Raw genomic sequence first — 26,241 nt, forward strand, 5'->3', positions numbered from 1 at the left:
TATTAATGGAGGGTGATAAATATGGCAAAGACAATATTGTTTAATGAAGAAGCAAGAAGAGCTATGCAGAGAGGTGTTGACAAATTAGCCGACACAGTAAAGGTAACACTTGGACCTAAGGGAAGAAACGTAGTTTTAGATAAAAAATTCGGTGCACCACTAATCACTAATGATGGTGTAAGCATTGCAAAGGAAATCGATTTAGAAGATCCGTATGAAAACATGGGTGCACAGCTAGTAAAAGAAGTTGCTACAAAGACTAATGACGTAGCAGGTGATGGTACTACTACAGCAACATTATTAGCACAAGCTATTATAAGAGAAGGATTAAAGAATGTCACTGCAGGGGCTAACCCAATGCTTATCAGACAGGGAATAAGAATAGCTGTGGACAAAGCTGTTGAGCAGATAAAAACTTTCTCAAAGCCTATTTCAGGAAAAGAAGATATAGCTAGAGTTGCAGCAATATCAGCAGCAGATGAGACCATAGGTCAACTTATTGCAGAAGCTATGGAAAAGGTAGGAAAAGAAGGCGTTATAACAGTTGAAGAATCAAAAACTATGGGAACTGAGCTTAACGTAGTTGAAGGAATGCAATTTGATAGAGGTTACTTAAGCCCATACATGGCTACTGATACAGAGAAAATGGAAGCAAACATCGACGACGCATACATTCTTTTAACAGACAAAAAAATATCCAATATACAGGAAATACTACCAGTGTTAGAGCAAATAGTTCAGCAGGGAAAGAAGCTTGTTATCGTAGCTGATGATGTTGAAGGAGAAGCTCTTGCAACACTTGTTGTAAATAGATTAAGAGGAACTTTCACTTGTGTTGCAGTTAAAGCTCCAGGCTTTGGTGATAGAAGAAAAGAAATGCTTAGTGATATAGCTACACTTACAGGCGGTCAGGTTATTTCCGATGATCTAGGTACAGAATTAAAAGACGTAACTATAGATATGCTTGGAAGAGCAGATAGCGTTAAGATTACAAAGGAAACAACAACTATAGTTAACGGAAAGGGAGACAAAGACTCTATAAAAGCAAGAGTATCACAGATAAAGGCTCAAATAGAAGCTTCAACTTCAGATTTCGACAAAGAAAAATTACAGGAAAGACTAGCAAAGCTTGCAGGTGGAGTAGCAGTTATAAAAGTAGGTGCAGCTACTGAAACTGAATTAAAGGAAAGAAAGCTTAGAATAGAAGACGCACTTGCAGCTACAAAGGCAGCAGTAGAAGAAGGAATAGTACCAGGTGGCGGAACTGCATACGTTAACGCAATCAATGAGGTAGCAAAATTAACAGACAACAATTCAGATATACAAGTTGGTATAAATACAATTGCAAAGGCACTAGAAGAGCCATTAAGACAGATTGTAAAGAATGCAGGACTTGAAGGTTCAGTAGTTATAGAAAAAGTTATAAATAGCGATTTAGGCATAGGATTCGATGCATACAAAGAGGAATACGTGGATATGGTTAAGTCTGGTATAGTAGACCCAACAAAGGTTACAAGATCAGCACTTCAAAATGCAGCATCAGTTGCAGCTACATTCCTTACAACAGAAGCAGCAGTAGTGGATATACCAGAAAAGAATGCAGCTCCAGCAGGAATGCCAGGCATGGGCGGCATGGACGGAATGTATTAATAGATACATTTAAATAAAAATATTTAATTTAAAGAAAGACAGAGTTAAATCGTTGTAACACTCCTTTTTTGAGGTATTGCTAAAATGCAATACCTCTTTTTACGATATAAGTTTTACTTATAATACCTATGAGAAATAGGTATACTAAGGTATATAAAGTTTTTTGCATAAAGCTATTGACAAATGCCTCGAACTTAAATAGAATAAGTATAATATTTATTTTGACGAATTTGCAAGAAAACTTGCAAAAAGAATGAGAAATAGAATATTAACCGTCAATATTCAAAAATAAACTCAAATGAGTACATTAAAATACAAAAATACAAAGAAGGAGGAAACAAATATGGCTATTATTTTAAAACAAGCTTACACATTTGACGATGTATTATTAGTACCAAACAAATCAGAGATCCTACCAAGAGAGGTATCACTAAAGACAAGTCTTACAAAAACAATAAATCTAAATATTCCATTAATGAGTGCAGGCATGGACACCGTTACTGAATCAAAGATGGCAATTGCCATGGCAAGAGAGGGTGGAATCGGAATAATCCACAAGAATATGACCATTGAAGCTCAGGCTGCTGAGGTTGATACAGTAAAGAGACAGGAAAATGGTGTTATAACTAATCCTTTTTATTTAGCTCCAACAGATAAAATATCAGATGCTCTAGCACTGATGAGAAAGTATAGAATATCAGGTGTACCAGTTACACAAGAGGGAAAGCTAGTTGGAATAATTACAAACAGAGATATAGTATACGAAACTGAGTATGATAAAGAAATAAAAGAAATTATGACAAGTGAAGGATTAGTTACAGCTCCAGAAGGAACCTCAATGGATGAAGCAAAGAAGATTTTACAGAAGCACAAAATCGAAAAGCTTCCATTAGTAGATAAAGAAAACAATCTTGTAGGCCTTATAACAATAAAGGACATCCAAAAAGCTATAATGTACCCTAACGCCGCAAAAGACGAGAGAGGAAGACTTCTTTGTGGGGCAGCAGTTGGTATAACAGCAGATATCCTAGACAGAGTATCAGCACTAGTTAAAGCTGGGGTAGATGTTATAGTACTTGATAGCGCTCACGGTCATTCAAAAGGAGTTATGGATTGTGTTAAAAAAGTGAAGGAAAACTATCCAAAACTACAGGTTATTGCAGGAAATGTTGCAACAGCTGAAGGTACTAAAGCCCTTATAGAAGCAGGAGCAGACTGCGTTAAAGTTGGTATTGGACCAGGCTCAATATGCTCAACAAGAGTAGTTGCAGGCGTTGGAGTTCCACAGCTTACAGCAGTTATGGACTGTGCAGAAGAAGCTGCAAAATACGGAGTACCAGTTATAGCAGATGGTGGACTTAAATACTCAGGAGACCTTGTAAAAGCTCTTGCAGCAGGTGCACAAGTTTGTATGATGGGATCAATGTTTGCAGGATGTGAAGAAGCACCAGGCGAAATAGAAATATACCAAGGCAGAAGCTACAAAGTGTACAGAGGAATGGGTTCCCTAGGAGCTATGGCTTGTGGAAGCAAAGATAGATACTTCCAAGAAGGCAACAAAAAGCTTGTACCAGAAGGCGTAGAAGGAAGAGTTGCATTCAAGGGTTCTGTTACAGACACCATATTCCAATTACTAGGAGGAATAAGATCAGGTATGGGATACCTTGGTTCCAAAGATTTCCCAACACTTTCATCTACAGCAAAATTTGTAGTTCAGACATCAGCAGGATTAAGAGAAAGCCATCCACACGATATAAATATCACAAAGGAAGCTCCAAACTATAGCATTAACGCTTAATTTGAAGTATAATATTATAGTTAAGAACAAATTCTATTCAAATTAATGTACGGAGGAAAACAATTGATAACTAATAGAGAACTTATATTAATAATTGACTTTGGCGGTCAATATAAGCAACTAATTGGTAGAAGAGTCAGGGAAAATCACGTATATTGCGAGATAGTTTCCAACGATATCACTATTGAAGAAATAAAATCTAAAAGTCCTAAGGGCATAATCTTCACAGGCGGACCAAACAGCGTATATGCTGAAGGCGCTCCAATGGTAGACAAAGAATTATTCAACCTTGGAATACCAGTGCTAGGCATATGCTACGGTGCACAGCTTATGGCACACATTCTTGGTGGAAAAGTTAGCACAGCAACATATAGAGAATACGGAAAAACTGACGTAGAATTAGACAAGAATTCCAAGATATTTGCAAACTGTGAAGGAACACAGTGCTGGATGAGCCACACCGACTACATTGCAGAAATTCCAGAAGGCTTCAAAATCATGTCAAAGACAGATAAATGTCCAGTAGGTTCTTTCGAAAATGAAGAAAGAAAATTGTACGGCGTACAGTTCCACCCAGAGGTTGAGCACACTGTATTTGGTAAAGAACTTATAAGAGATTTTTTATACAATGTATGTAAAGTAACTGGCGATTGGTCTATGACATCTTTTATAGATGAAAAGGTTAAAGCTATAAAAGAAATCGTAGGAGACAAAAAAGTTCTATGCGCATTATCTGGTGGAGTAGATTCATCCGTTGCAGCAGTACTTGTTCATAGAGCCATAGGCAAACAACTTACATGTGTATTCGTTGACCACGGCCTACTAAGAAAAGATGAAGGCGATCAGGTAGAAGAAATCTTCAGAAAGCAATTCGACATGAATCTTGTAAGAGTAAATGCTCAGGAAAGATTCCTAGGCAAACTTGCTGGAGTAACTGATCCAGAAAGAAAGAGAAAGATAATCGGCGAAGAGTTCATAAGAGTATTTGAAGCTGAATCAGAAAAACTTGGACACATGGACTTCCTTGTTCAAGGAACAATATATGCAGATGTCATCGAAAGCGGTACAAAATCCTCTGCAGTAATCAAGAGTCACCACAACGTTGGAGGACTTCCAGAAGATGTAGAGTTTACATTAATCGAACCATTAAGAGACCTATTCAAAGATGAAGTTCGTGCAGTAGGTGAAGAACTAGGCATTCCTACAAAGCTTGTATGGAGACAGCCATTCCCAGGCCCAGGACTTGCAATAAGAGTACTTGGCGAAATCACAGAGGAAAAACTTCACATAGTAAGGGAAGCAGATGCAATCCTTAGAGAAGAAATTGCAAATGCAGGTCTTGACAGAGCTATATGGCAGTACTTCGCTTGCCTACCAAACATCCGTTCCGTAGGAGTAATGGGCGACGAGAGAACATACTGTCACACAGTAGCACTAAGAGCAGTAAACTCATCCGACGGTATGACATCAGATTGGGCAAGAATCCCATATGAAGTACTAGATCTAATTTCTAGACGTATCGTCAACGAAGTACCAGGAGTAAACAGAATCGTATACGATATAACAAGCAAACCACCAGCAACGATTGAATGGGAGTAGTACCAATTTTGTCAAGCCTAAAGGCGTAGACAAAATTATGGTACTACCCACAGCAAGGGATAATAGGCCTGTGACGAGCGAAAGCGAAATCAGAGGCCATTAGCCTACTGCGAGAGAGACACCAATTTTATCAATTTCGAAGAAATCAGATAAAATTAAGGTGTCACCTACAGCAAGGAATGGTAGGACTGTAGCGAGTGATAACGAGACTAGAGTCCACCAGTCTACTGCGGGAGTAACTCTCAATTTTTTAAATAGAAGTGCATAAACAAAAAGTCCTTGTTCCTATTATGGAACGAGGATTTTTTTACTGAATTTTATTTAAAAAAAAGAAAGCGTACTAAAAACGTACTAAAAAATTGCAAGGGTGTTTTAAAATACACAAGAATTCATGATGTAAGCTTAGCTTTACATTATGTCTTTTTATTGAGAAAAGGGATGGCGAGTGATAAACTGGAAATAGAAGTTTATTGAGCAGTTACACAGAGAGAAAAATCGGAATTTTGAAAGGGGATATATTTATGTGGGAAGAATTAGGCATTAGTGGTGGTACAGCACTTATCGTTTTAATTGCATTATATTTTATAGTGAAGTGGGCTGTTAGAAATGGAATTAAAGAAGCGTATAAGGATATAACAGTGAAGAAAGTAGTTGAAGAAATTGAAGATGGGGAGTAGTGTGAAGAAAACGGAATTAACATATAAGATGATTGAGTGAATTTCTATAAAATATTAAATAAAAATGTCCATAGATTTATAGAAATAACCAAAAAAATACTATTTGTCTAGTTTTGTCGAAATAGTTGAAAAAATAGAATAAAGGTTTACAATTATTGTAGGAGGATTAAAATCAGATGCATTACAATTGAATTCAAGGTAATAAACATACTTTTTGTTTTGGATTATATACGTTAACTACATTATAATAGAAAAGAGATGGATGCCGTATTTTAAGTCAAAAAAAATATTACCCGAAGGGTGTAAATAGTAAAATAAATTATGATTTTAAGATAAAATAAAGGATTTTGAGTATGGCAAAAAAACTTCGGATAAAAAAATTTTGATTTTGCTAATCACTAGAAGAATTTATCCACGCAGTGATTGTCAAGTTCCATATGTGTATTTTACAGATAAATGGGGTTTTTAGTTTGCATCTTAAAGAAAGCTTTTTGGAGAAGGTAAAGATGGCACTGTATAAAATTATAATAGACAATAAAAATGAACACATAATATGAAGTTATGCAGGGGCGTTTTCGTAACTGTAGGTAATATGATGAGATGATTTGAAAGTACTAGTTTGTCTTTCTATTAATTAATTTACCCAACCAAATTTAATAGATACTACGTCCTTAGTGCATAATTGGTTACATTATATGTAAATCTTTATACTATGCATTTCTGCTAAGTCGTGTGCAGTTTGTCTAGTGGATAGATAAAGTGTAAGGTAATAAGTTTATTTACTTTAAACTTTTGATATTCTAGACTGTATGAATCATCAAAAGCCCATTGCTTAAGAGGAATATGGGTGGAATAAATAAGAATAGTTGTTTAACAAATTTATTTTGGTATTGAATATATAAAAGTAAATAAGTTATATTTGAATTCATGACAATGACCTCCTTTATGTTGTTTTTTGTTTTTCGATGATTCAATTATAATAGAAAAAAGAGGGTTATTGTTTTTTTACTCAAAAAAACCTGGTAACCCTTGATATATAAAGAAAAGGTAAAAAATATAATGTGAAAAACTTTACACTAACAATTATAAAGGAGAAGGTTGAAGATGAAGATACATTCAATGAAAGTTAAAAATTTCAGAGGGTACAGTAACGAAGTAGAAATATTTTTTAATGATTTAACTGTGTTTGTAGGAAAAAATGATATTGGAAAATCTACGATACTAGAAGCTTTGGATATATTTTTTAATGATGGAAAAGGAGTAGTCAAATTAGAGAAATCTGATGTTAATATTCAAGAACAGAGACAGGTAAATCAAGAAACAATAATTACAATTTGTTTTAAAAATTTACCAGAAAGAATTATTATTGATTCGACTGTAGAAACGACATTAGAAAAAGAATATTTACTGAATGAAGATGGATTTTTAGAAGTTGAAAAGAAATATAAAAATGGTGGAACTCCAAAAGTTTTTATAAGGGCAAGACATCCAACAAATGTTAAATGTACAGAATTATTATTGAAGAAAAATACGGAGTTAAAAAAAATTGTGCAGACAGAAGGAATAACTTGTAATAATCAAACTGTAAATTCTCTTTTGAGAAAAGCGATTTGGGAACATTATTCTCAAGAACTTAATTTAGAAGAAATAGAAATAGATGCATCCAAGGAAGATGCAAAAAAAATATGGGATAAATTATCTACATATTTGCCAATTTACTCGCTGTTTCAATCCGATAGAAAAAATAGTGATGGCGATAATGAGGTTCAAGATCCATTAAAAGAAGCTGTGAAACAAATTCTAGCCGATGAGAAACTTCAAAATACTCTTATAAATATAGCAAATGAAGTACAAACAAAGCTTCAAGAAGTAGCTAACAGAACACTAGATAAGCTAAGAGATATGGATTCTGATATTGCAAATAGCCTTAATCCTGTTATTCCAACAGCTCAAAGTCTGAAATGGCAAGATGTGTTTAAGGGAGTATCGATATCGGGGGATGAAGATATTCCAATTAATAAAAGAGGTAGTGGTGTTAAGAGACTAATTTTATTAAACTTTTTTAGAGGGGAAGTTGAAAGAAGATTTAACGAAGGTGATAATACTGGAGTTATTTATGCAATAGAAGAACCAGAGACATCTCAACATACAGATAATCAAAGAAAATTAATTGATGCCTTAAAAGTCTTGGCTAAAGCTGCAAATGTACAGGTAATCTTAACAACTCATAGTGCATTTATAGTTAAACAGCTCGATTTTGCTAATTTAAGAATGATAATTAATAATCAAGGTTGCAAAGAAATTATTAATGTTTTACCAGGTCAACTTCAATATCCATCTTTAAATGAAGTTAATTATGTAGCATTTAATGAGGTTACGGAAGAATATCATGATGAACTATACTCATATATAGAATTTCAAGGTTGGAAAAATAATTATATTACAGGTAAACCAACACGCTTATATCATCGCCAAAAATCAGATGGTAGTATTAATGAGGAACAAAAAATTTTGACAGAATATATAAGACATCAAATTCATCATCCAGAAAATCATCACAATGTAAGGTATACCATTGAGGAACTTAAGCAATCAATTGATGAAATGAGAGATTTTGTAAATAATATTGCTACGACACAATCAATAAGTGAGCCTTAATTATATTTTAGAGCAAAAACCACAGAAAATGTCTGTGGCGTGTTTTTAGTTTGCAAAGCATGGGCGGAATCTAATTGGTAAAAGTCCTTAATGAATCTTGGTAGTGGAAAATTTATGACCGAAGGCATGTGAGGTGAAATTTTAGGAAAGCCGTAGGTAACCCACTAGTCTGTTTATCAGAAACCACATTAGACATTAATTATGGATAATAATAGGTTCGCACGTATAAAATGATTGTAAGTATACCACCGAAACTAAGTGTGGAGCAATTTATGGAATATTTAAAAGGGAAGAGTTCCTTGATGAGTTTTGATAGACATGCAAACTTAAAATATAAGTATGGAAATAGACAGTTTTGGTGTAAAGGATATTATGTTGATACAGTTGCCAGGAATAAAAAAATAATAGAAGAGTATATAAAAAATCAAATACAAGAAGACATAGCATATGAGCAGATAAGTCTGAAACAATATATAGCCTGTTTACGGGTGGCGATGATTTCCATTGATATCTACTAGTTCATTTATTACATCATTTTTTTCTGATATTTCATTCTTAACTACACGTTTTTCATCTAGCACCTCACATTTATTTAGTTGTGATGAGATTATACCAGACTTTAGGTGTAGGATGTATTCAAATATCAATCATACTTTAAAGAGTATATATACGTAAGCTAAAAATGTACTAAAAAATTGCAAAAGCATTTTAGGATGAATAAAAAGATAGAATATACGGATAAAGCTGCAAAGAAAAAGGAATTAACGCAGAGGGCAAATGATTAAATTCTTGCCCAAGAGGTTAAATAAAAATGGCTATAGAATTATAAAAGTAACCCCAAAATACTAAATATCTAGTTTTGTCGAAATAGTTAAAAAAATAGAATAAAGGCTTACAATTATTGTAGGAGGAATAAAATCAGATGCATTACAATTGAATTCAAGGTAATAAACATACTTTTTGTTTTTTATGGTTGATGTTGACCTTAATAAAGATATGTACATTGGTTCCTTAAATACAGCAGGGTAAAGGACATTCTTGTAGATGAGGAATGGATTAGAAAATATAAGGGGTTACTTGAGGGTGGAATGTGGGGACTGTTTGGTCTTGAAAGAAATAAGGAAAGTTCAAGATATCCCGTAATGATAGGAAAGTTCAGGGCTATGCAAGTATCTGCTGATGAAATGGATGATTTTATAGCAAAAAGAGCTGAATTTACAAGGGATGAGTGGTTAGACCTTCTAATCAATAGTATAGGTTTAAATCCTGAAAAGTTTGATTTTAGACAGGAATTGCTTATTTTGTTGAGAGTCATTCCACATTGTGAAACAAATTATAACCTCATTGAGTTAGGACCTAGTGAAACAGGTAAATCATATACATAGAATGAGCTTTCTCCATATAGTTTGCTGTTGCGGGTGGAAAGGCTACGGTTCTTGTATTATTTTATAATCTCACTAAAAAAGAAGTTGGACTTGTTGGTACATGGGATGTTGTATCATTTGACGAGGTTGCAAATGTTAAGTTTAATGACCCTCAAGGTCCTGCAATGTTGCAAACATATATGGGGCCTGGTAATTTTGCTAGAAATAACATGAGAGTTGAGGGGAAAGTCTTAATAGTATTTATTGGAAATATTAATAATCAATTTCAAAAATGGGGACAAGGTGGAAACCTATTTATGACACTTGCTGATGAGTTGCAGACACCAACAATCATTGATAGATTTCACTACTATTTGCCTGGTTGGGAAATGGCAAAAATGAAGACTGAAAATTACTCCTCAGATTATGAGTCTATATCTGATTACTTTTCAAAGATTTTGCATGACTTTAGAAAAAGAGGATATGCAGATATTATGGACTAGTATTTTGTGTTGGATAATAGTTTGAGTGGTAGAGACACAAAGGCCATAAAGAAAACAATGTCAGGTATTCTTAAGCTTATTCATCCAGATATGGATGTTACTAAAGAAGAAATTCAAGAGTACCTTGAATTTGCCATGGAAGGAGGAATGAGAGTGAAAGAGCAACTCAAGAGAAGAGGAGGCTTAGAATTCTTTGGAGTAAACTTTAGAAATGTAGATAAAGAAACTCAAATGGCAAAACAAATATTCCTCAAAGAAATGGTTAGTGGTGTGGGAAGTATGATTGCTCCTTTGGATATTGGTGAAGTTTATACTGTAATTACTAAGGATGAAAGAATGTTCCCAGTTAAAATTGAAACTAATTTGATTGTTGGTGGAGGGACATACTAAATTACAGGTAGACCTAGTGCTGAAACCAAAGAAACAATTAATAATATTTAAAATTATATGAAATTAAATTCTGGCAATATGGGTATATAAAATATCATTGAAGAAAATACTTTTGCTACACAATTAATTGAAGAAAATACTTCTGGTGGAAACCAAGAAATTGGAGCTACATGCTATTTAAGTATGATTTTTGTTTTCCTTAAGAAACCAATAAAGAGTTTACAGTCATTCTTGGAAGCAGGACTATAAACGGAAATCTTGTTAAGACAACAAATTTGTATGAAAAACTGGAATATATTGTCGAACAAGTGCAAAGTCGGTATATGTTCCGATTGCTAATCAACCGGATACAATAACAATGCCAGGGGATATTTGGAGTAAGTTATCTATTTTCTTTTATGGAAGTGCAGAAGACTTGATGAGGAAGGTTTTTGAATTGGAGTAGGAGAAGCATATCCAAGAAGTATCAATTACTACGGAAGGTACTCAGAAAGATGTAAAAAATCTATTGAACTTTAGATGATTTATATGAATATACGGAATGGATTCGATGCCTAAGCAGATACTGTATGTGTTAGTTTACTCATAAATGTAAATGATGGAGAGGAGGTTTATTCGTGATTTTATCGGATAATGAAACAAGAATTGATCGTTTTAATAATATGGCAATAGCGAAAACAATTGTATCAATTATAAAAGAAAATAATGAATCCATTTCAATTGGCGTACATGGAGATTGGGGTGCAGGAAAATCAAGCGTACTTGCAATGGTTGAAGATGAAATAAAAAAAACAAGTGATACAGGTGAAAATGGTGTGGAAGATGATGTATCAGATTATTGTGTAATACGATTTAATAGTTGGCAATATCAAGGGTTTGAAGATGCTAAAATTGCTCTTATGAGAGCAATAGTGTGTCAGTTGGAAGAGGTAGCAAAGGTATATCTGAAACATCATCCAATTGAGAACGGAATTAAGGAAATTAAAGATATTGGTAAAAGATTATGGAAAAATCTTGATAAGTTAAGTATGGCAAAAAATATGGGGAAAATAGGAGTTTCCCTGGCCACTGGAACAGCTCCATTAGCAATAATGGAAGGGATTATTAGTACAATAAAAGGTGGTGTAACGGATGAGGAGAAAGCAAGCAATGCAATAGAAAAAATTGGCAGTTTGATCGATGATTCTAAAGAAGAAACATCTGGTTATAGTGAAATGGAAGACTTTAGAAAAAACTTTAAGGAACTATTTGAAAAAGCACATATTAAGAAAATCGTTGTGCTTATTGATGATTTGGATCGATGCTTGCCAAAGGTTGCAATTGAAACTCTAGAAGCAGTGCGAATCTTTTTAACATTGGAAAATACTGCATTTATAATTGCTGCCGATGATGCAATGATTAGATATTCGGTAAAAGAGTATTTCCCGAGAGTTATAGAAGAACAAAATGATAAACAAGATTCTATTACAAAGAAAGAATATAATAATTTTGCAGATAAGTATTTAGAAAAATTGATACAGGTACCATTACATATTCCTAGAATTGGAATTGCTGAAGCACAGCTTTATATTATGCTTTTAATGATAGAATCAGAATTGGGTGAAACAAAAGAGTTAAAAGAATTAAATAATGAAGTAATAAGCAAGCTTCATAAGCCGTGGGCATTGGAACAGCTTTCGACAGAAGAAATAAAAAATTCATTAAGTGAAAAATATTATGAAGCAATAGAGAATGTTAAAATTGCAAAAAACATTGATAAAATATTGGCTGAACACACGGGTGGTAATCCTAGAAATATAAAGAGATTCATTAATATGCTCTTATTAAGAACTGAAATTGCAAGAAATAGAGGATTTGATCCAAGCGAATTGAAGATGGGAATATTAGCCAAGATGATGTTAATTGAACAATATAATAATGACTTTTATAAAGCATTGGCAGATGAATTGGATGAAGAAGGTCATTGCAAAGCTTTTAATAGTATTTCGGATATAGAAACAGACGGGGCTAAAATAGATGATAAGGAGAAAGAGGAGGGAAAGAACGTAAAGATAAAAAAAGAAATCAAGAAAGTTGATAAATTAATCGATAAGGAAGATAAGTCGTCTATTATTGTAAGAAATGAACAGTTTATAGTTTTTTTGCAACAAGATGATATAAAGAAATGGATGCAGATAGAGCCATCGTTAGTTGATATTGACCTGAGACCATACTATTTTGCCTGTACCGAAAGAATAGATTTCTTCTTTAGTAGTTCAGAAGAACGTTTAAGAGAACTAGTTTCGGTTGTTCGGGCAGGAACATTTAGTACATCAAGTAAAAAGGAAGAAATTATTGCACTTAATTTTTCTGGTGCAAAAAAATTATTTAACATAGTATCTCAGGATGTATTTATTAGAGATTTATCAGATAATAAACCACCAAGAAGTGTAGAAGGTATTAGATGCTTGGTAGAATATCGTCCCGAACTTCAAGATAATCTTGTAAATTTCTTATTAACTTTGCCATTTAATAAATTAGGAATATGGGCTGTTGGAGGTTGGGATTCTTGTATTCCAAAAACATCAAGTGTTCGTGGAGAATTGAATTTATTCTTTAAAAAAGTTGAAGAGAGCACTACAGATCTTATTATAAAAAATGCGGCAAAAGGCGCACAGAGGTGATAGTATATGGGAACATCTACAAGAAACAAAGGACAGTCAGGACATACTCCTTTAGTCCCATCATGGTTAGAAGGAGATGACACTAACGGAAATGAGGGACAAAATGTTGGTGGAAATATGCCAATTCCACCAGAAGGAGATGTTAATAGATTTACAGCTCCTAGAGGAACATTTACAAGATATTTGTCGAGCGGTGGACGCGATGGAAGTTTTATGCGAAGTAGTATTTCACAATATGTTAGTCATTCACTAGGTGGAAGTTCTAGAGCCACAACAAGATTGGGTGCTGCTCGCCATAGTACTGCCCGATTATATAATGTATTAAGTTCATTGTCTAGGAATGGTGGAGTTAGTGAAGTAGCACATCAGTTATCAATTGATAATTTAGAAGGATTATCCGCATCTAGTTTTTTTACAAATATTTCTTCGTTTGTCTGTCCAGATGGAGGTCCTAATGATGAAGGGATGGCGAGATCAGCATACTTTGATACTATAGCAGAGAATCCAATCTTAAATGAAAAGAAAATAGAAGAGCTTACGGCTCAAGATTGTATGACAGTTCTGCAAAAGTATATGTGTAAGGTAATTATGGAACATATTAAGAATGATATTGCAAATAAAATAATCATTCTACCCAATGATATTGATGAAATTTCACGTATAGAAGGTTCAGTGGAACAGTTGATCCAGCAAAGTGTTTCTGATGCATTTGCTGAAGTGCAACAAAATAGTGCCCAGATGACAAATATTAAGGCTGAACAAATAACGGATTCTGTGTATAAGAAAACTTATGATATTTTGGAAGGTCAAGGTGAGTAAAAATGTATAGATATCATTTAATTGCCTCATTTTCGAAAGAACAACGTGCTATCGAAGATAAATATATTCCTGAATCAAGCATAATAGAAGTGTCACTTCCTATGAGAAAATCAAATGGACGTTTTCGATATGGTCTTCAAACGATGGTTAATGAACTTCAAAAAGCAGATATTTATCCATCTGAAAGTGGGTTTGATGCAATAATAATAGGATTAATGGTATATATTGCAGATATGAAAATATCAAGAAGAAAACAATCTCAAGATTCATGGACAAGAGAAATTATACTTTCTATACCTGTATATGATAACAGATGGCTGGATAAGAGAAAAACGATTGAAAGAATGCTAAGATTTTTGACTGGTGATATATGGGTAATAGATTTTTGTAAGAGAGAAGAAAGATTTTCAGTCAATGATAAAGAAAAGAATCGTACAGACAGTTATAGATTTGCATCATTGTTTTCTGGTGGAATGGATAGTCTCATTGCGACTATAAATTATATGGAGCAAGGTCAACAAACTCTATTGATTAGCCACGCAGGAGAACCAAGAGTTAGAAAATGGCAAACTGATTTATTAAAAATATTGGATGAAGAGTATTCAAGTGTTTCGCATGATAATGCGTATTTGTGGACAAATTTAAGTGATATTGAGTTGCCAGAGGCTGATGAAGACAAAAATCAAAGAAGTAGATCCTTTTTGTTTATCGCTATTGCAATATGTGCAATGAGTGGAACAAAAGGGTGTAATCATTTATATATGCCAGAGAATGGATTAATAGCATTGAATGTTCCTCTTGATAGTACTCGAATTGGTTCTCACAGTACGAGAACCACACACCCTTTTTATTTAAAATTATGGAATGAAATCAGTATGAGTATTTTTGGCTTTTCTATTTCAAATCCGTATTGGAATAAAACGAAGGGAGAAATGGCTGCAATTGGAAAATCATATTCATGTTCTTCTGTAAATAATGCCAATATTCGTAGTGGTCATTCGCAGCATTGCGGTCATTGTTTACCGTGTATTATTAGACGAGCAGCAATGTATCATGCTTTTGGAAAGAATGATCCTTCGGAATACTTATATTCAGATATATATGCAATTGAGAGTAATCGTGGATTGGTTGGAGAACAATTGCGTTCTTTCCAGTATGCAATACAGAAACTAAGACAGAATCCAAATTCGGAAAAAATTTTGATTCATAAGACAGGCCCTCTTGATGCCAATGAGGAATATTTAGTTGAACTTTCTGATATTTATTATCGAGGACTTATGGAAGTGGACAAATGGATTCAAGCGAATAAGGAGAAGTGATATGTTAGTTGATACTCATTTTCACCTTGATTTGATGGAGAATATGCAATTGTTAATAAAGCAAGTTAAAGATGCAAATATTGGAATTATAGCTGTTGGGACAACACCATTGGCTTATAGACAAGAAATCAAGTTTATCAATGAAAATAGAAATTTTATTAAAGTTGGACTGGGATTACATCCTCAGTTAGTGGAACAAAGAAGTCAAGAAATTGATTTATTTTTACAATTATCACAAGAAGCTAAATATATTGGGGAAGTTGGATTGGATTTTAATAAAGACTATGGGAAATCGAAGATGATGCAAATCGATTGTTTTCGGGAAATTGCAAGAAAATGTGCTATAGAAGGGGAAAAAGTATTATCGATTCACAGTGTGAAGGCGTCAAAAGTTGCTATTGAAATACTACAAGAAGAGAAAGTCTTTAATAATTGTAAATGTATCTTTCACTGGTTTACAGGAAGTGTATCAGAGAGAAAATTAGCTATAAGTAATGGCGCGTATTTTTCTATTAATCCTAAGATGTTACAAACAAAAGGTGGAAAGGATTTAATATGCAATATTCCTGAAGATAGAATATTATTAGAGACAGATGCACCTTTTACCATGAAATGCAATTCTGTGGAAGATTTAGATAAAGAATTAAATAGAATTGCAAGAGGAATTTGTAGTATACGAAATGAGGATGTAATTTCGCAAATTGAGGATAATTCTATGAGAATATTTGAGAATAACCAATAGTATTAGAATTAGTCAAATTACCCAAAGTGGATTCAATTTTGAAACTCGAGTTGAAGCTTTACTAATAAAAAGGAAAAGTAAGGTTTAAATTGTAAGTCTTAAAAGATGAGAAAAATGATTATATTTATATGCAAATTAATTGGAGGCGATTAAATTACAACTGAATTGATGAGAAACTTGCTTTCAAATGAAGAAAAAATAACAGTAGAATACAAAACATATCAGAATGGAATTCAGGAGGATGTTTATGAAACTGTGTTCTCGTTTTCTAATAGATATGGTGGATATATTATTATGGGGGTAGAGGACGATGGTACACCTATAGGAATTAATAGAAACATGAGCAAAGACATGAGAAAAAATTTTGTGAATCAGCTTAATAATCCTGATAGAATGTCACCTACATTATATCTTTCTATAGCCTTGAGCATAATTCCAAGGCATTGATATTACTAGCCCGTTAGGGCTAACTTTTTTTTTATCACTCAAACATATATCATAGGATTTCGTCACATTCTTGTCGAATTATACTATATCACCACACATAATATAAAAACAATAAGGAGGAAATCGCTATGTATCAACGTCAAGAAATCTTTAATATAATTCAGAATGAAGAGTGGCAAAACGAAATGTTACAATTGGAAGAGAGGGTTTCTGAGAAAGATGAATATGTGAGTATTTCTTCTTTTCATCATATTATTTTGAGTAAGAAGTAAGTTTGAAAAAGCTTTTATTGCTATACATGGTAGAGGAAATAGAAATTTAGTGATAAAATATTCAATTATATATTTTGGGAATATTGGCAGCAGATGAAACAGTTGAAAGCCTGAAATATAATAAAGTGAATAATCATATTTCGTTTCATACAGTAAAAGCATTGGAACATTTGAAATTAATTGGGAGGCACGATTATGAATGATATTATATATAAATTTAATGGAAAAGATATCACCATGAATGTCTTTATCCAGATTCGAGGAGTGGTAGATGTATTTCAGGAACGTTTAAATATTGGTTTTGTAGAAGCACTTGAGCGTTTTTATAACTCGGAAACATATGCAATATTACAGAATACAGAAAATGGGTTATGGGCAGAATCAGCAGAGTATATTGCCGATAGGTTTATGGAAGAAAAAGAACTCATTTAGGCTAAAATATAGTATATTATAACTATGGCATAATGGTGTCATAGTTATTTTGATATTATGACATAGATTTGAAGTATCGGTAAGAACAAGTATGAGAGATATGGATACGCTTGGACAGGATGGTATTACAGTTCAAGCAGAATACGGAGCCCATGGTGGTTACTTAGATTTTAGTGTGGACAATGAAAAGGAACAACATCATAGATCATGAAGCTGTTAATATAACCATACATGATGAGCGAAAAGTATATGCCAGATGGTTGGAAAGGGTATGGCAAAGTAGGGGAATATGATTTGAGATGAAATAACAGCAAGTAAAATCAAGCAGTAGGCTCTTTATTTCTTTATAATAAATGGAGAACGGTTGAAACGAGGTGAACAAACAAATGTACGAGTGGCAGAAACAAATTCAAATAATTGTTGATGAAATTGACAAGTGTATTAAAAATTACAATGATGAAGCCTTGACAGTAAGCTTTCCTTCTCACAGGCTTGGTTATTCTGAATTTTATACAACGAGAAAATTCAAAGAAATATCGTGTATGCAATTTAGTGATTATCTGCGGTATAGAAAATTAGCCTTTGCACCTACTTTTTAGGATTGGGAGAGATTGGTATGATGAAATCTAAAGATGATGTTAAAATTTATTTTGTAACAATTCCAGCACACAAATTTTTACACATTAAAAACTATGAGAGTAATGGTTATTGGGATTTTTGGCAAAAGCAAAGTCTTATTCCAGGACAAGACTGCGAAACAATTTGCGGCTTACTGGATAGTATTAAGGGCAAATTGGATGATGAGGGAGGGAGCGAATCTAACAGCAGCAGTGGTCAGATTATGGCGTACATTAATGACCCAGATGGCAGACTTTGTGATTGGGGTATTCCACGTATAGAGTGTTATGGTGCACGTCTTCCTTTTGATTATAAAGGCGAAATATCACAACCAATGTGTATGATTGACGTTCCAGAAGCCGAGTATATTGTTTTTGAACATGGACCATTCGATTATGAGTGGGAAAATCGTAGTGTGGAGGAAAAGATTGAAAAGGCAATGGAAACTTTTGAATTTGCAGGCACCGGTTACTGCTTTGATACTTCACCCGGTAGAATAATTTACTTTTATCATGATCCGGAGCGGTTTTTTAAGTATATCAGACCAGTGAGAAAGTAAATAAAACTGGATTATCTAAAATTAGAAACAAAATTGAGGGGATGTATGACTTATGATATTTTTAATTGCTGGTGCTTCACATACTGGGAAAACATTACTAGCACAAAAGATACTTGAAAAATATAAATATCCTTATTTATCTATTGACCATCTGAAAATGGGATTAATACGCAGTGGACAAACAATACTGACGCCACAGGATGATGATAAACTTACTGATTATCTTTGGCCTATAGTTTGCGAAATAGTTAAAACAGCCATTGAAAATAAACAGGATCTTATTATTGAGGGATGTTACATCCCTTTTGATTATAAAAATGATTTTGCCGATGAATACCTTAAATTTATCAAATATAGATGCCTTATCTTTAGCCAAAATTATGTTGAGAATAATTATGATATTATCATGAATAATGCGTGTGCTATTGAAAAACGTTTAAGCGATCATTATCCAAAAGAAATCATGATATCAGATAATACTAAGGCACTTAAGGAATGTATAAAGCATAGCTGTGACTATGTATTCATAGAGAAAAACTACAATTTTAACATTGATATGGATGCTTGATTGTGATGCATTTTGTGTTTTTTATAGATAAAAATTAAACCGGGGGAGAGAATAATGAACGATAAAGACAAAAAGAAAATTCAAAAATATATGACTCTATATATGAGTCTTGGAATGTGCTTTGGAGTATCAGGCGGATTAGTATATGGCATGATTTTATTTCCTGACAATATGATACTTGGAATGAGTTTTGGGCTTCCAATAGGAATGTGTGTTGGTATAGCAATAGGTTCAGCTAAGGATAAAAGACTTTCTGAAAATATGATGGAAATAGTAAGAATTGTAGCTGTGGATGAATCATTTGATATGTTTATTTACGCTATAGATAAGAATGGAGAAGAAAAAGAATATAGGATTACTAAGGAAAAGATGGATGAAGAAAAATTTTCAGTTGGAGACAGAGTTGCAGAAGAAACAGATGGTTACTTGCTGTCATTGGAAAGTAAGTAATCAGATGAATAGAAAAATGATAATTATTTTATATAGTCAGGAGAGGTGGCAATGGAAAAGGAACCGTATTATTTAGTTTATGAAAAGCGTTACAAAACTGTTTTTGAAGCAGGGGCAGACCGCTGGGGGCATTCTCCAGAGGATGAAGTGCTTTTTGAAACTCTTAAAGAATGGGTGATTTCAAATAATCTAGTAGGAAAAAATATTATTGAATTTGCTTGTGGTGAGGGTGCATGTGGTGTTATTTTATCAGAACTTGGTTGTAATTATCACGGAGTTGATATTGCTCCATCTGCTGTTGCAAAAACAAAAGAAGCCATTAGTAAATACCCCAATGCAAAAGTAGATTTACTTGACATGGTAAAAGAAACAACAGGAGATACATATGATGCCGCACTTGATTGTATGGGTTTTCATATGCTTGTTACAGATTCAGACAGAAAATCATATCTTCAAAATGCTTACAATTCATTAAAAAATAATAGCCCTATGCTTTTCTTCCGTGAATCATATAGAGATGATAACAATAATGAGGGTATTTGCAAGGGAAAAGTAAATTCATATGAGGAATGGAAGCTTATTTCAGGCAGTGATTATACAACGCCAGCAGCCCGCACAATTAATGTGGGGAATAGTGAGACTACAGTGATGATTCCACTAGTTCCAGCAAGAGCCAATGATAAAGAAGGTTATATTGCCGAATTAGAAGCAGCTGGGTTTGTTGTTAAAAATTTTGTTGAAATGGACATATCCAACGAAATACTATATTCAGCAACTATTTATGTAGAAAAACTGTAAATTTTATTAAAAGCACAAGATAATTGCAATAGTTTATATAATGGGTTAATAGATAAAATCAATGATAAAAAAGTTTTTAATCGATTTTATCTATTGTACATATAGAAATTTCAGTGATATACTAAATGAGGTGTATTTAATAGGAATATTCTTAAAAATTAACATCTAACATCTAACATAAAACAATTAAGAACTAGACATTATAATTGCAATGAAAAGGAGCTTCGGAGCTTATGGATAAAAAAACTAAAAATTCATTAGTAAAAATCCTTGCCCTAGCAATCATTATGATTTCTGTCTTTTTTCTGTTTAGTAAACTTAAGGTGAATGACTATGGCCCTAGCGATATAAAAAATTTCATTTTAAGTAAAGGGAATTTAGGCCCAGTAGTGTACATAATATTGCTTACCTTGTTACCACTTGTGTTATTTCCAGATTCAGTACTTGTAATAGGTGGAGGAATGGTTTACGGATTAGTTTGGGGAACAATTCTTACATCCATAGGCTCTCTTTTAGGGGGTATTATCGCTTTCATGCTGTCTAGGAAACTTGGACGTGACTTTGTTAAAAAAATAACAAAGAAAGACTTAGTTATGTTTAAAGAAGATAACAAGCTAGGCGGATTTTTTGTGATTCTAATGCTTAGATTGATACCTTTATTTCCTTTTAAAGTTGTTAGCTACAGTGCAGGATTATCCAATATTAAATTAAAAGATTTTTCCATTGCAACAGTAATTGGATCACTCCCTGGGATTATTGTTTATACAAATCTTGGAGATAAGACTAATAATGTTGGATCTGCGGAATTTTATAAAGCTATAATTATATTAATAGCTTTATTTGTTGTGTCTTTTATTATAAAAAAGGTAGTCGCAATGAAGAACAAAAACATATTGAAAAATAAGTATAAGTAGATATTGGGAGGGTATAGATGAATAAAATAAAGAAATCTACAATTATAAAAATTGCCATTTTAATTATAGTAGTACTAGCATTTGTTTTTGTGAAACCATTAAATCAAGGTTTGAAAAACATGGTCGGCGCATTTAAAAATTTAGAATCTGTGAAAGAGTATATTAGATCCTTTGGAGCTTGGGCAGTAGTAATATCTATTACTATGATGGTATTGCAATCTATAGCTGCTCCAATACCTGCATTTTTAATTACTTTTGCAAATGCAGCAATTTGGGGATGGTGGAAGGGCGCCATATTATCTTGGTCTGGAGCAATGATTGGAGCTGCAGTATGTTTTGGAATCTCAAGACTTTACGGTAGAAATATTGCTGAAAAATTTGCTAGCAAGATGGCTCTTGATGATGTTGAGGTTTTCTTTGAAAAGTATGGTAAGAATACAATTCTTGTAGCTAGATTGCTACCTTTTGTACCTTTTGACCCTATAAGCTATGCAGCTGGGTTAACTCCTATGACATTTTGGGGATTCTTTTTAGCTACTGGATTAGGTCAATTACCCGCAACTATTGTTTATTCATATGCTGCAGCAAAATCCTCTAATCCTTCAACTTTTGTAAGTGGATTGTTAATCTTATTTGGTATTAGTGCTTTAGTGTACACAGTTAGAATGATTTGGATGGACAGAAATAAGAAGGCTGATAAAAACAAAAGGGTGTAACCTATGAAAATATATGATAAAACAATGGAGTTAATAATTAAAGAAGAAGAGAAATGCATTGGTTGCAAACAATGTATGAAAGGCTGTCCAATGTTGGACAAGTTTTGTAGTTCTCCAAAGGAACTGTTAGGCGGACTTAAAGATACTGGAGAGTTCAATTATTCTTTACCATATTCATGCATGTTATGTGGGTACTGCACTGAGGTATGTCCAGCGTCGGTGGATTTAACAAACTTGTTTTTGCAATTGAGGAGAGATACTGTAAATATATACAATGGTAAGCTTCCAAGGGATTTAAATACTTTTGTATTAGATTTTCATCAGAAGTTTAGTTTCTCTAAATTATTTACTTCTGATATTGAAAACCTACAGTCAGATACTATATTTTTTCCAGGCTGCGGCCTTCTTTCATATAGTCAGAGTATAGTAGAGAATACATACGAATATCTTAGGAGTAAGATACAAGGCATTGGTATATATACAAAGTGCTGTGGGAAACCAACCAACGCACTAGGAAAAGAAAATAAATTTAACGAATATTATTCAATTCTGGATAAAGAATTTAAAGATAAAGGAGTAAAAAGAATAATAACAGGATGTCAAAATTGCTTTAATACTATATCTTGTAATAGCAAGGATATAGAAGTTATTTCTTTATGGCAAGTATTAGCGGAGTTAGGTATTCCAGAAGAGAAAAAGAATATATGTGAGGATGTGGAAACTGTATTTACAATACACGATCCTTGCACTACCAGGGGACAGGAAATTGTCCATAACTCTGTGAGAAAAGTGCTGGATGATTTGGGATTAAAGGTAGAGGAGATGACATTCAACAAAGATAGGACCCTTTGTTGTGGTTCAGGAGGTATGGTACAAGTAACTCAGAGCCAAATAGCTAATGAACATATACTAAGGAGAGCTAATGAGGCAAAAACAGAATATATTATTACCTATTGCCAAGAATGCGTTGAATCAATGAGAAAAGGTGGAAAAAAATCATATCATATATTAGACTTGTTATTCCGCGATGATTTTAGAAATACAAAACAAATAAATCAAAAGTTACTTAGCAGATGGATAAATCGATATAAGGTTAAAAATATAGGTAAACATTAGTTATAAAATATATCTATTTAATAATTTAATAGATTTATTATAAAATTATTTTAAAATAAAAAACGGAGGGATATTATGACTAAAAACAGATTATTTAAAGTAATTCCTATGTTAGTAATACTATCATTATCAATAGTATTAGTTGCATGCGGAAAAAAGGAAGAAGTTGCAAGCAACAACCCTATGGAGTATGTTTCCATTGAACAACTAAAAAAATCAATTGATGAGACAAAAGAATATGTGATTCTTGATGTAAGAAAGATTGAGGATTATAAAAAATCTCATATAAAAGGCGCTTTTGAAGCAGATGTTGATGCTGCTAACAAGGGTGGAGATGATAAAGCTGGAATAGCTAGTCTTGAGGATGGACTTTTAGAAGCAACTGGAAGCAAGACTGGAAAAGCAGATGCAAAATACGCTTTAATATGCTATTCAGGTAAAACATATGCACAGAAAGCTACTGATTTATTGATAGGAATGGGCGTATCAAAAGATAAGATTTTCACATTAAAAGGCGGTATGAAGGCTTGGGAAGCAGGCGGCAGCGAGTATACTGATTTATTAGAAAAATAACTTTAAATGATGAATGATGACTATTCACTTTACAACAATCAGTGAATAGTCATTTTTTAGTTGCTAATAAACAATTAAATGATAGAATAAACAGAATTCTTAGCTTCACGTGGAGTTTTAACCCCACGTGAAGGTTAGAAGTCGTTATCTAGGGGCGTGGCTCATGTCATCGCCCTCCTAGGAGGGTGTGTTACAACGGCTAGCCATCAGATAAAAATTAAGGAAGGGAGGTGGTAATAATGAAAGATAAAGCAATAGTTTTTTTTACAAAAGCCCCTGAGCTAGGCCGAATAAAAACAAGATTGGAACCATTTTTGACAAAAGAGCTTTGTGTAGAATTGCAGACGGCTTTTATTAAGGATATTTATAATTGTATAAGCACTATGGGAATAAATATAATTATTAATTATTCGGCAATAGGAGATTTAGACAAACTAAAGAATATTACACATAGAGAGGCAAAGTTTATAAAACAAGAAGGAAATGATATAGGGGACAAGATGTATAATGCCATATCTACCGCACTAAAAGACTATAAAAGAGTAGTTCTTATAGGCAGTGATATTCCTCTTATAAATCATAAAGACATAGAACTGGCTTTTGATATTCTTGAGAAAAATGAAGTGGTAATTTCCCCAACCTACGATGGTGGGTATTATTTAATAGGAATGAAGCAAGCTAATTTAGATTTATTCAAAATGAAGTACAGTACTAGTTCTGTATATGAAGAAACTATAGAAAAAATCAAAAGTTTAGGGTTAAGTTACGGAGAGGGACATATTCAATTGGATATAGATGATAAAAAAGATTTTATGAAATTATATAAAATTTTAAAAGAAGATGATAATATTATTTGTGAAAACACTAGAATTATAGTTAATAAATTTATGAGGGAATGTGATAAAAATGTGTAGAATTAATCTAGATAAAATAAGAAAAGATAAAAATTTCATAGATGAATTTGGAATAGAAGAGAATGAAGAGTTTTCAATTTTGGGGCAAGGGGAATACAATATAAGTTATATTTTCAATTCAAAAAAATATAATAAAAAATTAGTCCTTAGAATTGCAACAGACAGTCAGATGGATTTAAACAATCAGATTGAATACGAATATAGAGCCTTAGAGCTATTACAAAATACTAAAAGAACTCCAAAGCCTATTTATTATGATGATAGTAAAAGGTTGTTACCTTATGGATTCTTGATCATGGAGTATCTGCCAGGAAATTCTTTGGATTATAAAAAACATTTAAAAATTGCCGCGGAAATTTTAGCTGACATTCACAATGAAAATGTTCCAGAGGTTAATAATTTAATAAAACCAGAAAATCCAGTAAAAGCTATATATGAAGAATGCTTAAATATGTTTGGGAATTATAAGAAATCAAATTATACGGATGAAAGTACTATAGATAAAATAGAAAATTTATTGGAAATAGGTAAAAATATAAGCAATGATGATATAGGACACAGAACCATAATAAATACAGAATTGAATTCAGGAAATTTCCTTATAAATGGTGAAAATAAAGACAATTACTTGATAGATTGGGAGAAACCTGTATATGGGTATCCAGCTCAAGATTTAGGACATTTTTTAGCACCTACAACAACCTTTTGGAAAACGGATGAGATTTTATCCAGGGATGAAATAGATTTTTTCATAAAAGAGTATTGTAAAAATTCTAATGAATATAAAGATGAAAATGAACTATGGAAGTCAGTTAAAAATTATATTGCTATAAACTGTCTGAGAGGAATAACTTGGTGTTCAATGGCTTACGCAGAGTATCAGAATCCAGATAAACTTATAGTCAATAAATATACTTATGAAAAAATTAAATCATATCTATCCACTGAGTTTTTAGATATGATAAAGAGAGAATATTTATATGGATATTAAAGAAAAAAATAAAATTTCAATCATAATACCAGTATATAATGAGGCTAAAACAATAAATGAATTACTGCACAATATAGAGCAATTTAAAGCTTATAGCGAGATTATATTTGTTGATGGTGGTAGTAATGATGGTACTAATAAAATAATTGAAAAATACCACAGGCTTGTTTACTCACCTAAAAAAGGTCGATCTTACCAAATGAATTATGGAGCCACATTAGCAAAGGGAAAGATTTTATTGTTCTTACATGCAGATAGTTATTTATCTCATGATGCATTAGATAAAATTAACGTAATAATGTCTCAAGGTCATAAGGTAGGTTGCTTTAAAATAAAATTCAATAGTAAAAGTCCTATTATGAAAATATGTGGTTTTATGTCTAATCTTAGAGTTAGATTAAGGAATATAGCTTTTGGTGATCAAGGCATATTCATAGAAAGAAACTTTTTTTATAAACTAGGTGGGTTTGCGGAAATTCCTCTAATGGAAGATTATCAATTATCAATTGATATAAAAAAAACTGGGGAGAAGATTGTAGTAGCAAATTCTATAATTGAAACTTCAGCCAGGCGATTTATAAAGCAAGGTAGGCTTAAGACTATGATCAAGATGCAAAAAGCCCAACATATGTATAGAAAAGGTGTGGATATTGATAAAATCGTAGATTTATATAAACCATAGGAGGAATAT

At 32.8% G+C, this 26,241-nt stretch carries 23 protein-coding genes and 3 pseudogenes; all 26 read left to right on the forward strand.

The genetic code is table 11. The features are described 5' to 3' along the window. Positions 1-21 precede the first annotated feature (21 nt). Complete coding sequence (gene groL / locus BUA73_RS02190; RefSeq protein ID WP_072901834.1) at positions 22-1,650, forward strand: chaperonin GroEL; 1,629 nt, start codon at positions 22-24, stop codon at positions 1,648-1,650. A 343-nt stretch (positions 1,651-1,993) separates the two neighbouring features. Continuing rightward, entirely contained in the window at positions 1,994-3,448 is a 1,455-nt protein-coding gene (guaB, locus tag BUA73_RS02195) for an IMP dehydrogenase (RefSeq protein WP_072901837.1), read from the forward strand. Between the two features lie 45 nt (positions 3,449-3,493). Next, the gene (guaA, locus tag BUA73_RS02200; RefSeq protein ID WP_072901839.1) at positions 3,494-5,047 is read left to right on the forward strand and encodes a glutamine-hydrolyzing GMP synthase; all 1,554 of its coding nucleotides are present in this window, start codon (positions 3,494-3,496) and stop codon (positions 5,045-5,047) included. A 521-nt stretch (positions 5,048-5,568) separates the two neighbouring features. Beyond that, positions 5,569-5,724, forward strand: a complete 156-nt coding sequence (locus tag BUA73_RS13990; protein WP_178139202.1) for a DUF6019 family protein — start codon at positions 5,569-5,571, stop codon at positions 5,722-5,724. A gap of 1,104 nt (positions 5,725-6,828) precedes the next feature. Continuing rightward, the gene (locus BUA73_RS02205) at positions 6,829-8,382 is read left to right on the forward strand and encodes an ATP-binding protein (RefSeq protein WP_072901841.1); all 1,554 of its coding nucleotides are present in this window, start codon (positions 6,829-6,831) and stop codon (positions 8,380-8,382) included. Between the two features lie 230 nt (positions 8,383-8,612). Further along, positions 8,613-8,900, forward strand: a pseudogene (gene tnpA / locus BUA73_RS02210) (IS200/IS605 family transposase); the annotation flags it as partial. Positions 8,901-9,470: 570 nt separating this feature from the next. Then, on the forward strand, positions 9,471-9,767 hold the full coding sequence (locus BUA73_RS14460) for a BREX system Lon protease-like protein BrxL (protein ID WP_072901845.1): 297 nt from the start codon (positions 9,471-9,473) through the stop codon (positions 9,765-9,767). A gap of 38 nt (positions 9,768-9,805) precedes the next feature. After that, positions 9,806-10,639 (forward strand): annotated as a pseudogene (locus BUA73_RS14270) (BREX system Lon protease-like protein BrxL); the annotation flags it as partial. A 617-nt stretch (positions 10,640-11,256) separates the two neighbouring features. Further along, positions 11,257-13,302: a Qat anti-phage system ATPase QatA gene (qatA, locus tag BUA73_RS02230; protein WP_072901852.1), complete on the forward strand. Its 2,046-nt coding sequence runs from the start codon at positions 11,257-11,259 to the stop codon at positions 13,300-13,302. A 6-nt stretch (positions 13,303-13,308) separates the two neighbouring features. Beyond that, positions 13,309-14,121 (forward strand): Qat anti-phage system associated protein QatB, encoded by an 813-nt coding sequence (gene qatB / locus BUA73_RS02235; RefSeq protein WP_072901854.1) that lies wholly within the window; start codon positions 13,309-13,311, stop codon positions 14,119-14,121. A 2-nt stretch (positions 14,122-14,123) separates the two neighbouring features. Next, positions 14,124-15,440: a Qat anti-phage system QueC-like protein QatC gene (gene qatC / locus BUA73_RS02240; protein WP_072901855.1), complete on the forward strand. Its 1,317-nt coding sequence runs from the start codon at positions 14,124-14,126 to the stop codon at positions 15,438-15,440. Between the two features lies 1 nt (position 15,441). Next, a complete protein-coding gene (gene qatD, locus BUA73_RS02245; RefSeq protein ID WP_072901857.1) occupies positions 15,442-16,182 on the forward strand; it encodes a Qat anti-phage system TatD family nuclease QatD in 741 nt (246 codons plus the stop codon). A 177-nt stretch (positions 16,183-16,359) separates the two neighbouring features. Beyond that, positions 16,360-16,629 (forward strand): AlbA family DNA-binding domain-containing protein, encoded by a 270-nt coding sequence (locus BUA73_RS02250; RefSeq protein WP_242942309.1) that lies wholly within the window; start codon positions 16,360-16,362, stop codon positions 16,627-16,629. Between the two features lie 128 nt (positions 16,630-16,757). Further along, entirely contained in the window at positions 16,758-16,901 is a 144-nt protein-coding gene (locus BUA73_RS13995) for a hypothetical protein (protein ID WP_178139204.1), read from the forward strand. Between the two features lie 195 nt (positions 16,902-17,096). Then, on the forward strand, positions 17,097-17,333 hold the full coding sequence (locus BUA73_RS02255) for a hypothetical protein (RefSeq protein WP_072901859.1): 237 nt from the start codon (positions 17,097-17,099) through the stop codon (positions 17,331-17,333). Positions 17,334-17,719: 386 nt separating this feature from the next. Beyond that, a pseudogene (locus BUA73_RS02260) lies at positions 17,720-18,510 on the forward strand (AraC family transcriptional regulator). A gap of 52 nt (positions 18,511-18,562) precedes the next feature. Next, on the forward strand, positions 18,563-19,078 hold the full coding sequence (locus BUA73_RS02265) for an adenylate kinase family protein (RefSeq protein WP_072901861.1): 516 nt from the start codon (positions 18,563-18,565) through the stop codon (positions 19,076-19,078). A gap of 54 nt (positions 19,079-19,132) precedes the next feature. Beyond that, on the forward strand, positions 19,133-19,528 hold the full coding sequence (locus BUA73_RS02270) for a hypothetical protein (protein WP_072901863.1): 396 nt from the start codon (positions 19,133-19,135) through the stop codon (positions 19,526-19,528). Positions 19,529-19,579: 51 nt separating this feature from the next. Continuing rightward, positions 19,580-20,326: a class I SAM-dependent methyltransferase gene (locus BUA73_RS02275; protein WP_072901865.1), complete on the forward strand. Its 747-nt coding sequence runs from the start codon at positions 19,580-19,582 to the stop codon at positions 20,324-20,326. A 233-nt stretch (positions 20,327-20,559) separates the two neighbouring features. After that, positions 20,560-21,240, forward strand: coding sequence for a TVP38/TMEM64 family protein (locus tag BUA73_RS02280; protein WP_072901867.1), 681 nt, complete (start codon positions 20,560-20,562; stop codon positions 21,238-21,240). A 17-nt stretch (positions 21,241-21,257) separates the two neighbouring features. Further along, entirely contained in the window at positions 21,258-21,956 is a 699-nt protein-coding gene (locus BUA73_RS02285) for a TVP38/TMEM64 family protein (RefSeq protein WP_072901869.1), read from the forward strand. Between the two features lie 3 nt (positions 21,957-21,959). Beyond that, on the forward strand, positions 21,960-23,072 hold the full coding sequence (locus BUA73_RS02290; RefSeq protein WP_072901871.1) for a (Fe-S)-binding protein: 1,113 nt from the start codon (positions 21,960-21,962) through the stop codon (positions 23,070-23,072). 75 nt (positions 23,073-23,147) lie between these two features. Further along, positions 23,148-23,645, forward strand: coding sequence for a rhodanese-like domain-containing protein (locus BUA73_RS02295; protein WP_072901874.1), 498 nt, complete (start codon positions 23,148-23,150; stop codon positions 23,643-23,645). A 239-nt stretch (positions 23,646-23,884) separates the two neighbouring features. Beyond that, on the forward strand, positions 23,885-24,559 hold the full coding sequence (locus tag BUA73_RS02300; RefSeq protein ID WP_072901877.1) for a TIGR04282 family arsenosugar biosynthesis glycosyltransferase: 675 nt from the start codon (positions 23,885-23,887) through the stop codon (positions 24,557-24,559). Beyond that, entirely contained in the window at positions 24,552-25,550 is a 999-nt protein-coding gene (locus BUA73_RS02305; protein WP_072902061.1) for an aminoglycoside phosphotransferase family protein, read from the forward strand. The genes BUA73_RS02300 and BUA73_RS02305 overlap by 8 nt, the downstream gene beginning before the upstream one ends. Next, positions 25,540-26,232: a TIGR04283 family arsenosugar biosynthesis glycosyltransferase gene (locus BUA73_RS02310; protein WP_072901879.1), complete on the forward strand. Its 693-nt coding sequence runs from the start codon at positions 25,540-25,542 to the stop codon at positions 26,230-26,232. Before BUA73_RS02305 ends, BUA73_RS02310 begins: the two co-directional genes overlap by 11 nt. The last annotated feature ends 9 nt before the right edge of the window (positions 26,233-26,241 follow it).

This window comes from Hathewaya proteolytica DSM 3090, from assembly GCF_900142225.1.
Taxonomy (GTDB): domain Bacteria; phylum Bacillota; class Clostridia; order Clostridiales; family Clostridiaceae; genus Hathewaya; species Hathewaya proteolytica.

Coding starts and splice junctions, on each gene's coding strand:
- BUA73_RS02270 (WP_072901863.1), top strand. CDS start 19,133: ATGAACGATAAAGACAAAAAGAAAATTCAAAAATATATGACTCTATAT.
- groL (WP_072901834.1), top strand. CDS start 22: ATGGCAAAGACAATATTGTTTAATGAAGAAGCAAGAAGAGCTATGCAG.
- BUA73_RS02285 (WP_072901869.1), top strand. CDS start 21,258: ATGAATAAAATAAAGAAATCTACAATTATAAAAATTGCCATTTTAATT.
- guaB (WP_072901837.1), top strand. CDS start 1,994: ATGGCTATTATTTTAAAACAAGCTTACACATTTGACGATGTATTATTA.
- BUA73_RS13990 (WP_178139202.1), top strand. CDS start 5,569: ATGTGGGAAGAATTAGGCATTAGTGGTGGTACAGCACTTATCGTTTTA.
- guaA (WP_072901839.1), top strand. CDS start 3,494: ATGTACGGAGGAAAACAATTGATAACTAATAGAGAACTTATATTAATA.
- BUA73_RS02205 (WP_072901841.1), top strand. CDS start 6,829: ATGAAGATACATTCAATGAAAGTTAAAAATTTCAGAGGGTACAGTAAC.
- BUA73_RS13995 (WP_178139204.1), top strand. CDS start 16,758: ATGTATCAACGTCAAGAAATCTTTAATATAATTCAGAATGAAGAGTGG.
- BUA73_RS02310 (WP_072901879.1), top strand. CDS start 25,540: ATGGATATTAAAGAAAAAAATAAAATTTCAATCATAATACCAGTATAT.
- qatD (WP_072901857.1), top strand. CDS start 15,442: ATGTTAGTTGATACTCATTTTCACCTTGATTTGATGGAGAATATGCAA.
- qatC (WP_072901855.1), top strand. CDS start 14,124: ATGTATAGATATCATTTAATTGCCTCATTTTCGAAAGAACAACGTGCT.
- qatB (WP_072901854.1), top strand. CDS start 13,309: ATGGGAACATCTACAAGAAACAAAGGACAGTCAGGACATACTCCTTTA.
- BUA73_RS02290 (WP_072901871.1), top strand. CDS start 21,960: ATGAAAATATATGATAAAACAATGGAGTTAATAATTAAAGAAGAAGAG.
- BUA73_RS02295 (WP_072901874.1), top strand. CDS start 23,148: ATGACTAAAAACAGATTATTTAAAGTAATTCCTATGTTAGTAATACTA.
- BUA73_RS02255 (WP_072901859.1), top strand. CDS start 17,097: ATGAATGATATTATATATAAATTTAATGGAAAAGATATCACCATGAAT.
- BUA73_RS14460 (WP_072901845.1), top strand. CDS start 9,471: ATGTGGGGACTGTTTGGTCTTGAAAGAAATAAGGAAAGTTCAAGATAT.
- BUA73_RS02265 (WP_072901861.1), top strand. CDS start 18,563: ATGATATTTTTAATTGCTGGTGCTTCACATACTGGGAAAACATTACTA.
- BUA73_RS02280 (WP_072901867.1), top strand. CDS start 20,560: ATGGATAAAAAAACTAAAAATTCATTAGTAAAAATCCTTGCCCTAGCA.
- BUA73_RS02305 (WP_072902061.1), top strand. CDS start 24,552: ATGTGTAGAATTAATCTAGATAAAATAAGAAAAGATAAAAATTTCATA.
- BUA73_RS02275 (WP_072901865.1), top strand. CDS start 19,580: ATGGAAAAGGAACCGTATTATTTAGTTTATGAAAAGCGTTACAAAACT.
- BUA73_RS02300 (WP_072901877.1), top strand. CDS start 23,885: ATGAAAGATAAAGCAATAGTTTTTTTTACAAAAGCCCCTGAGCTAGGC.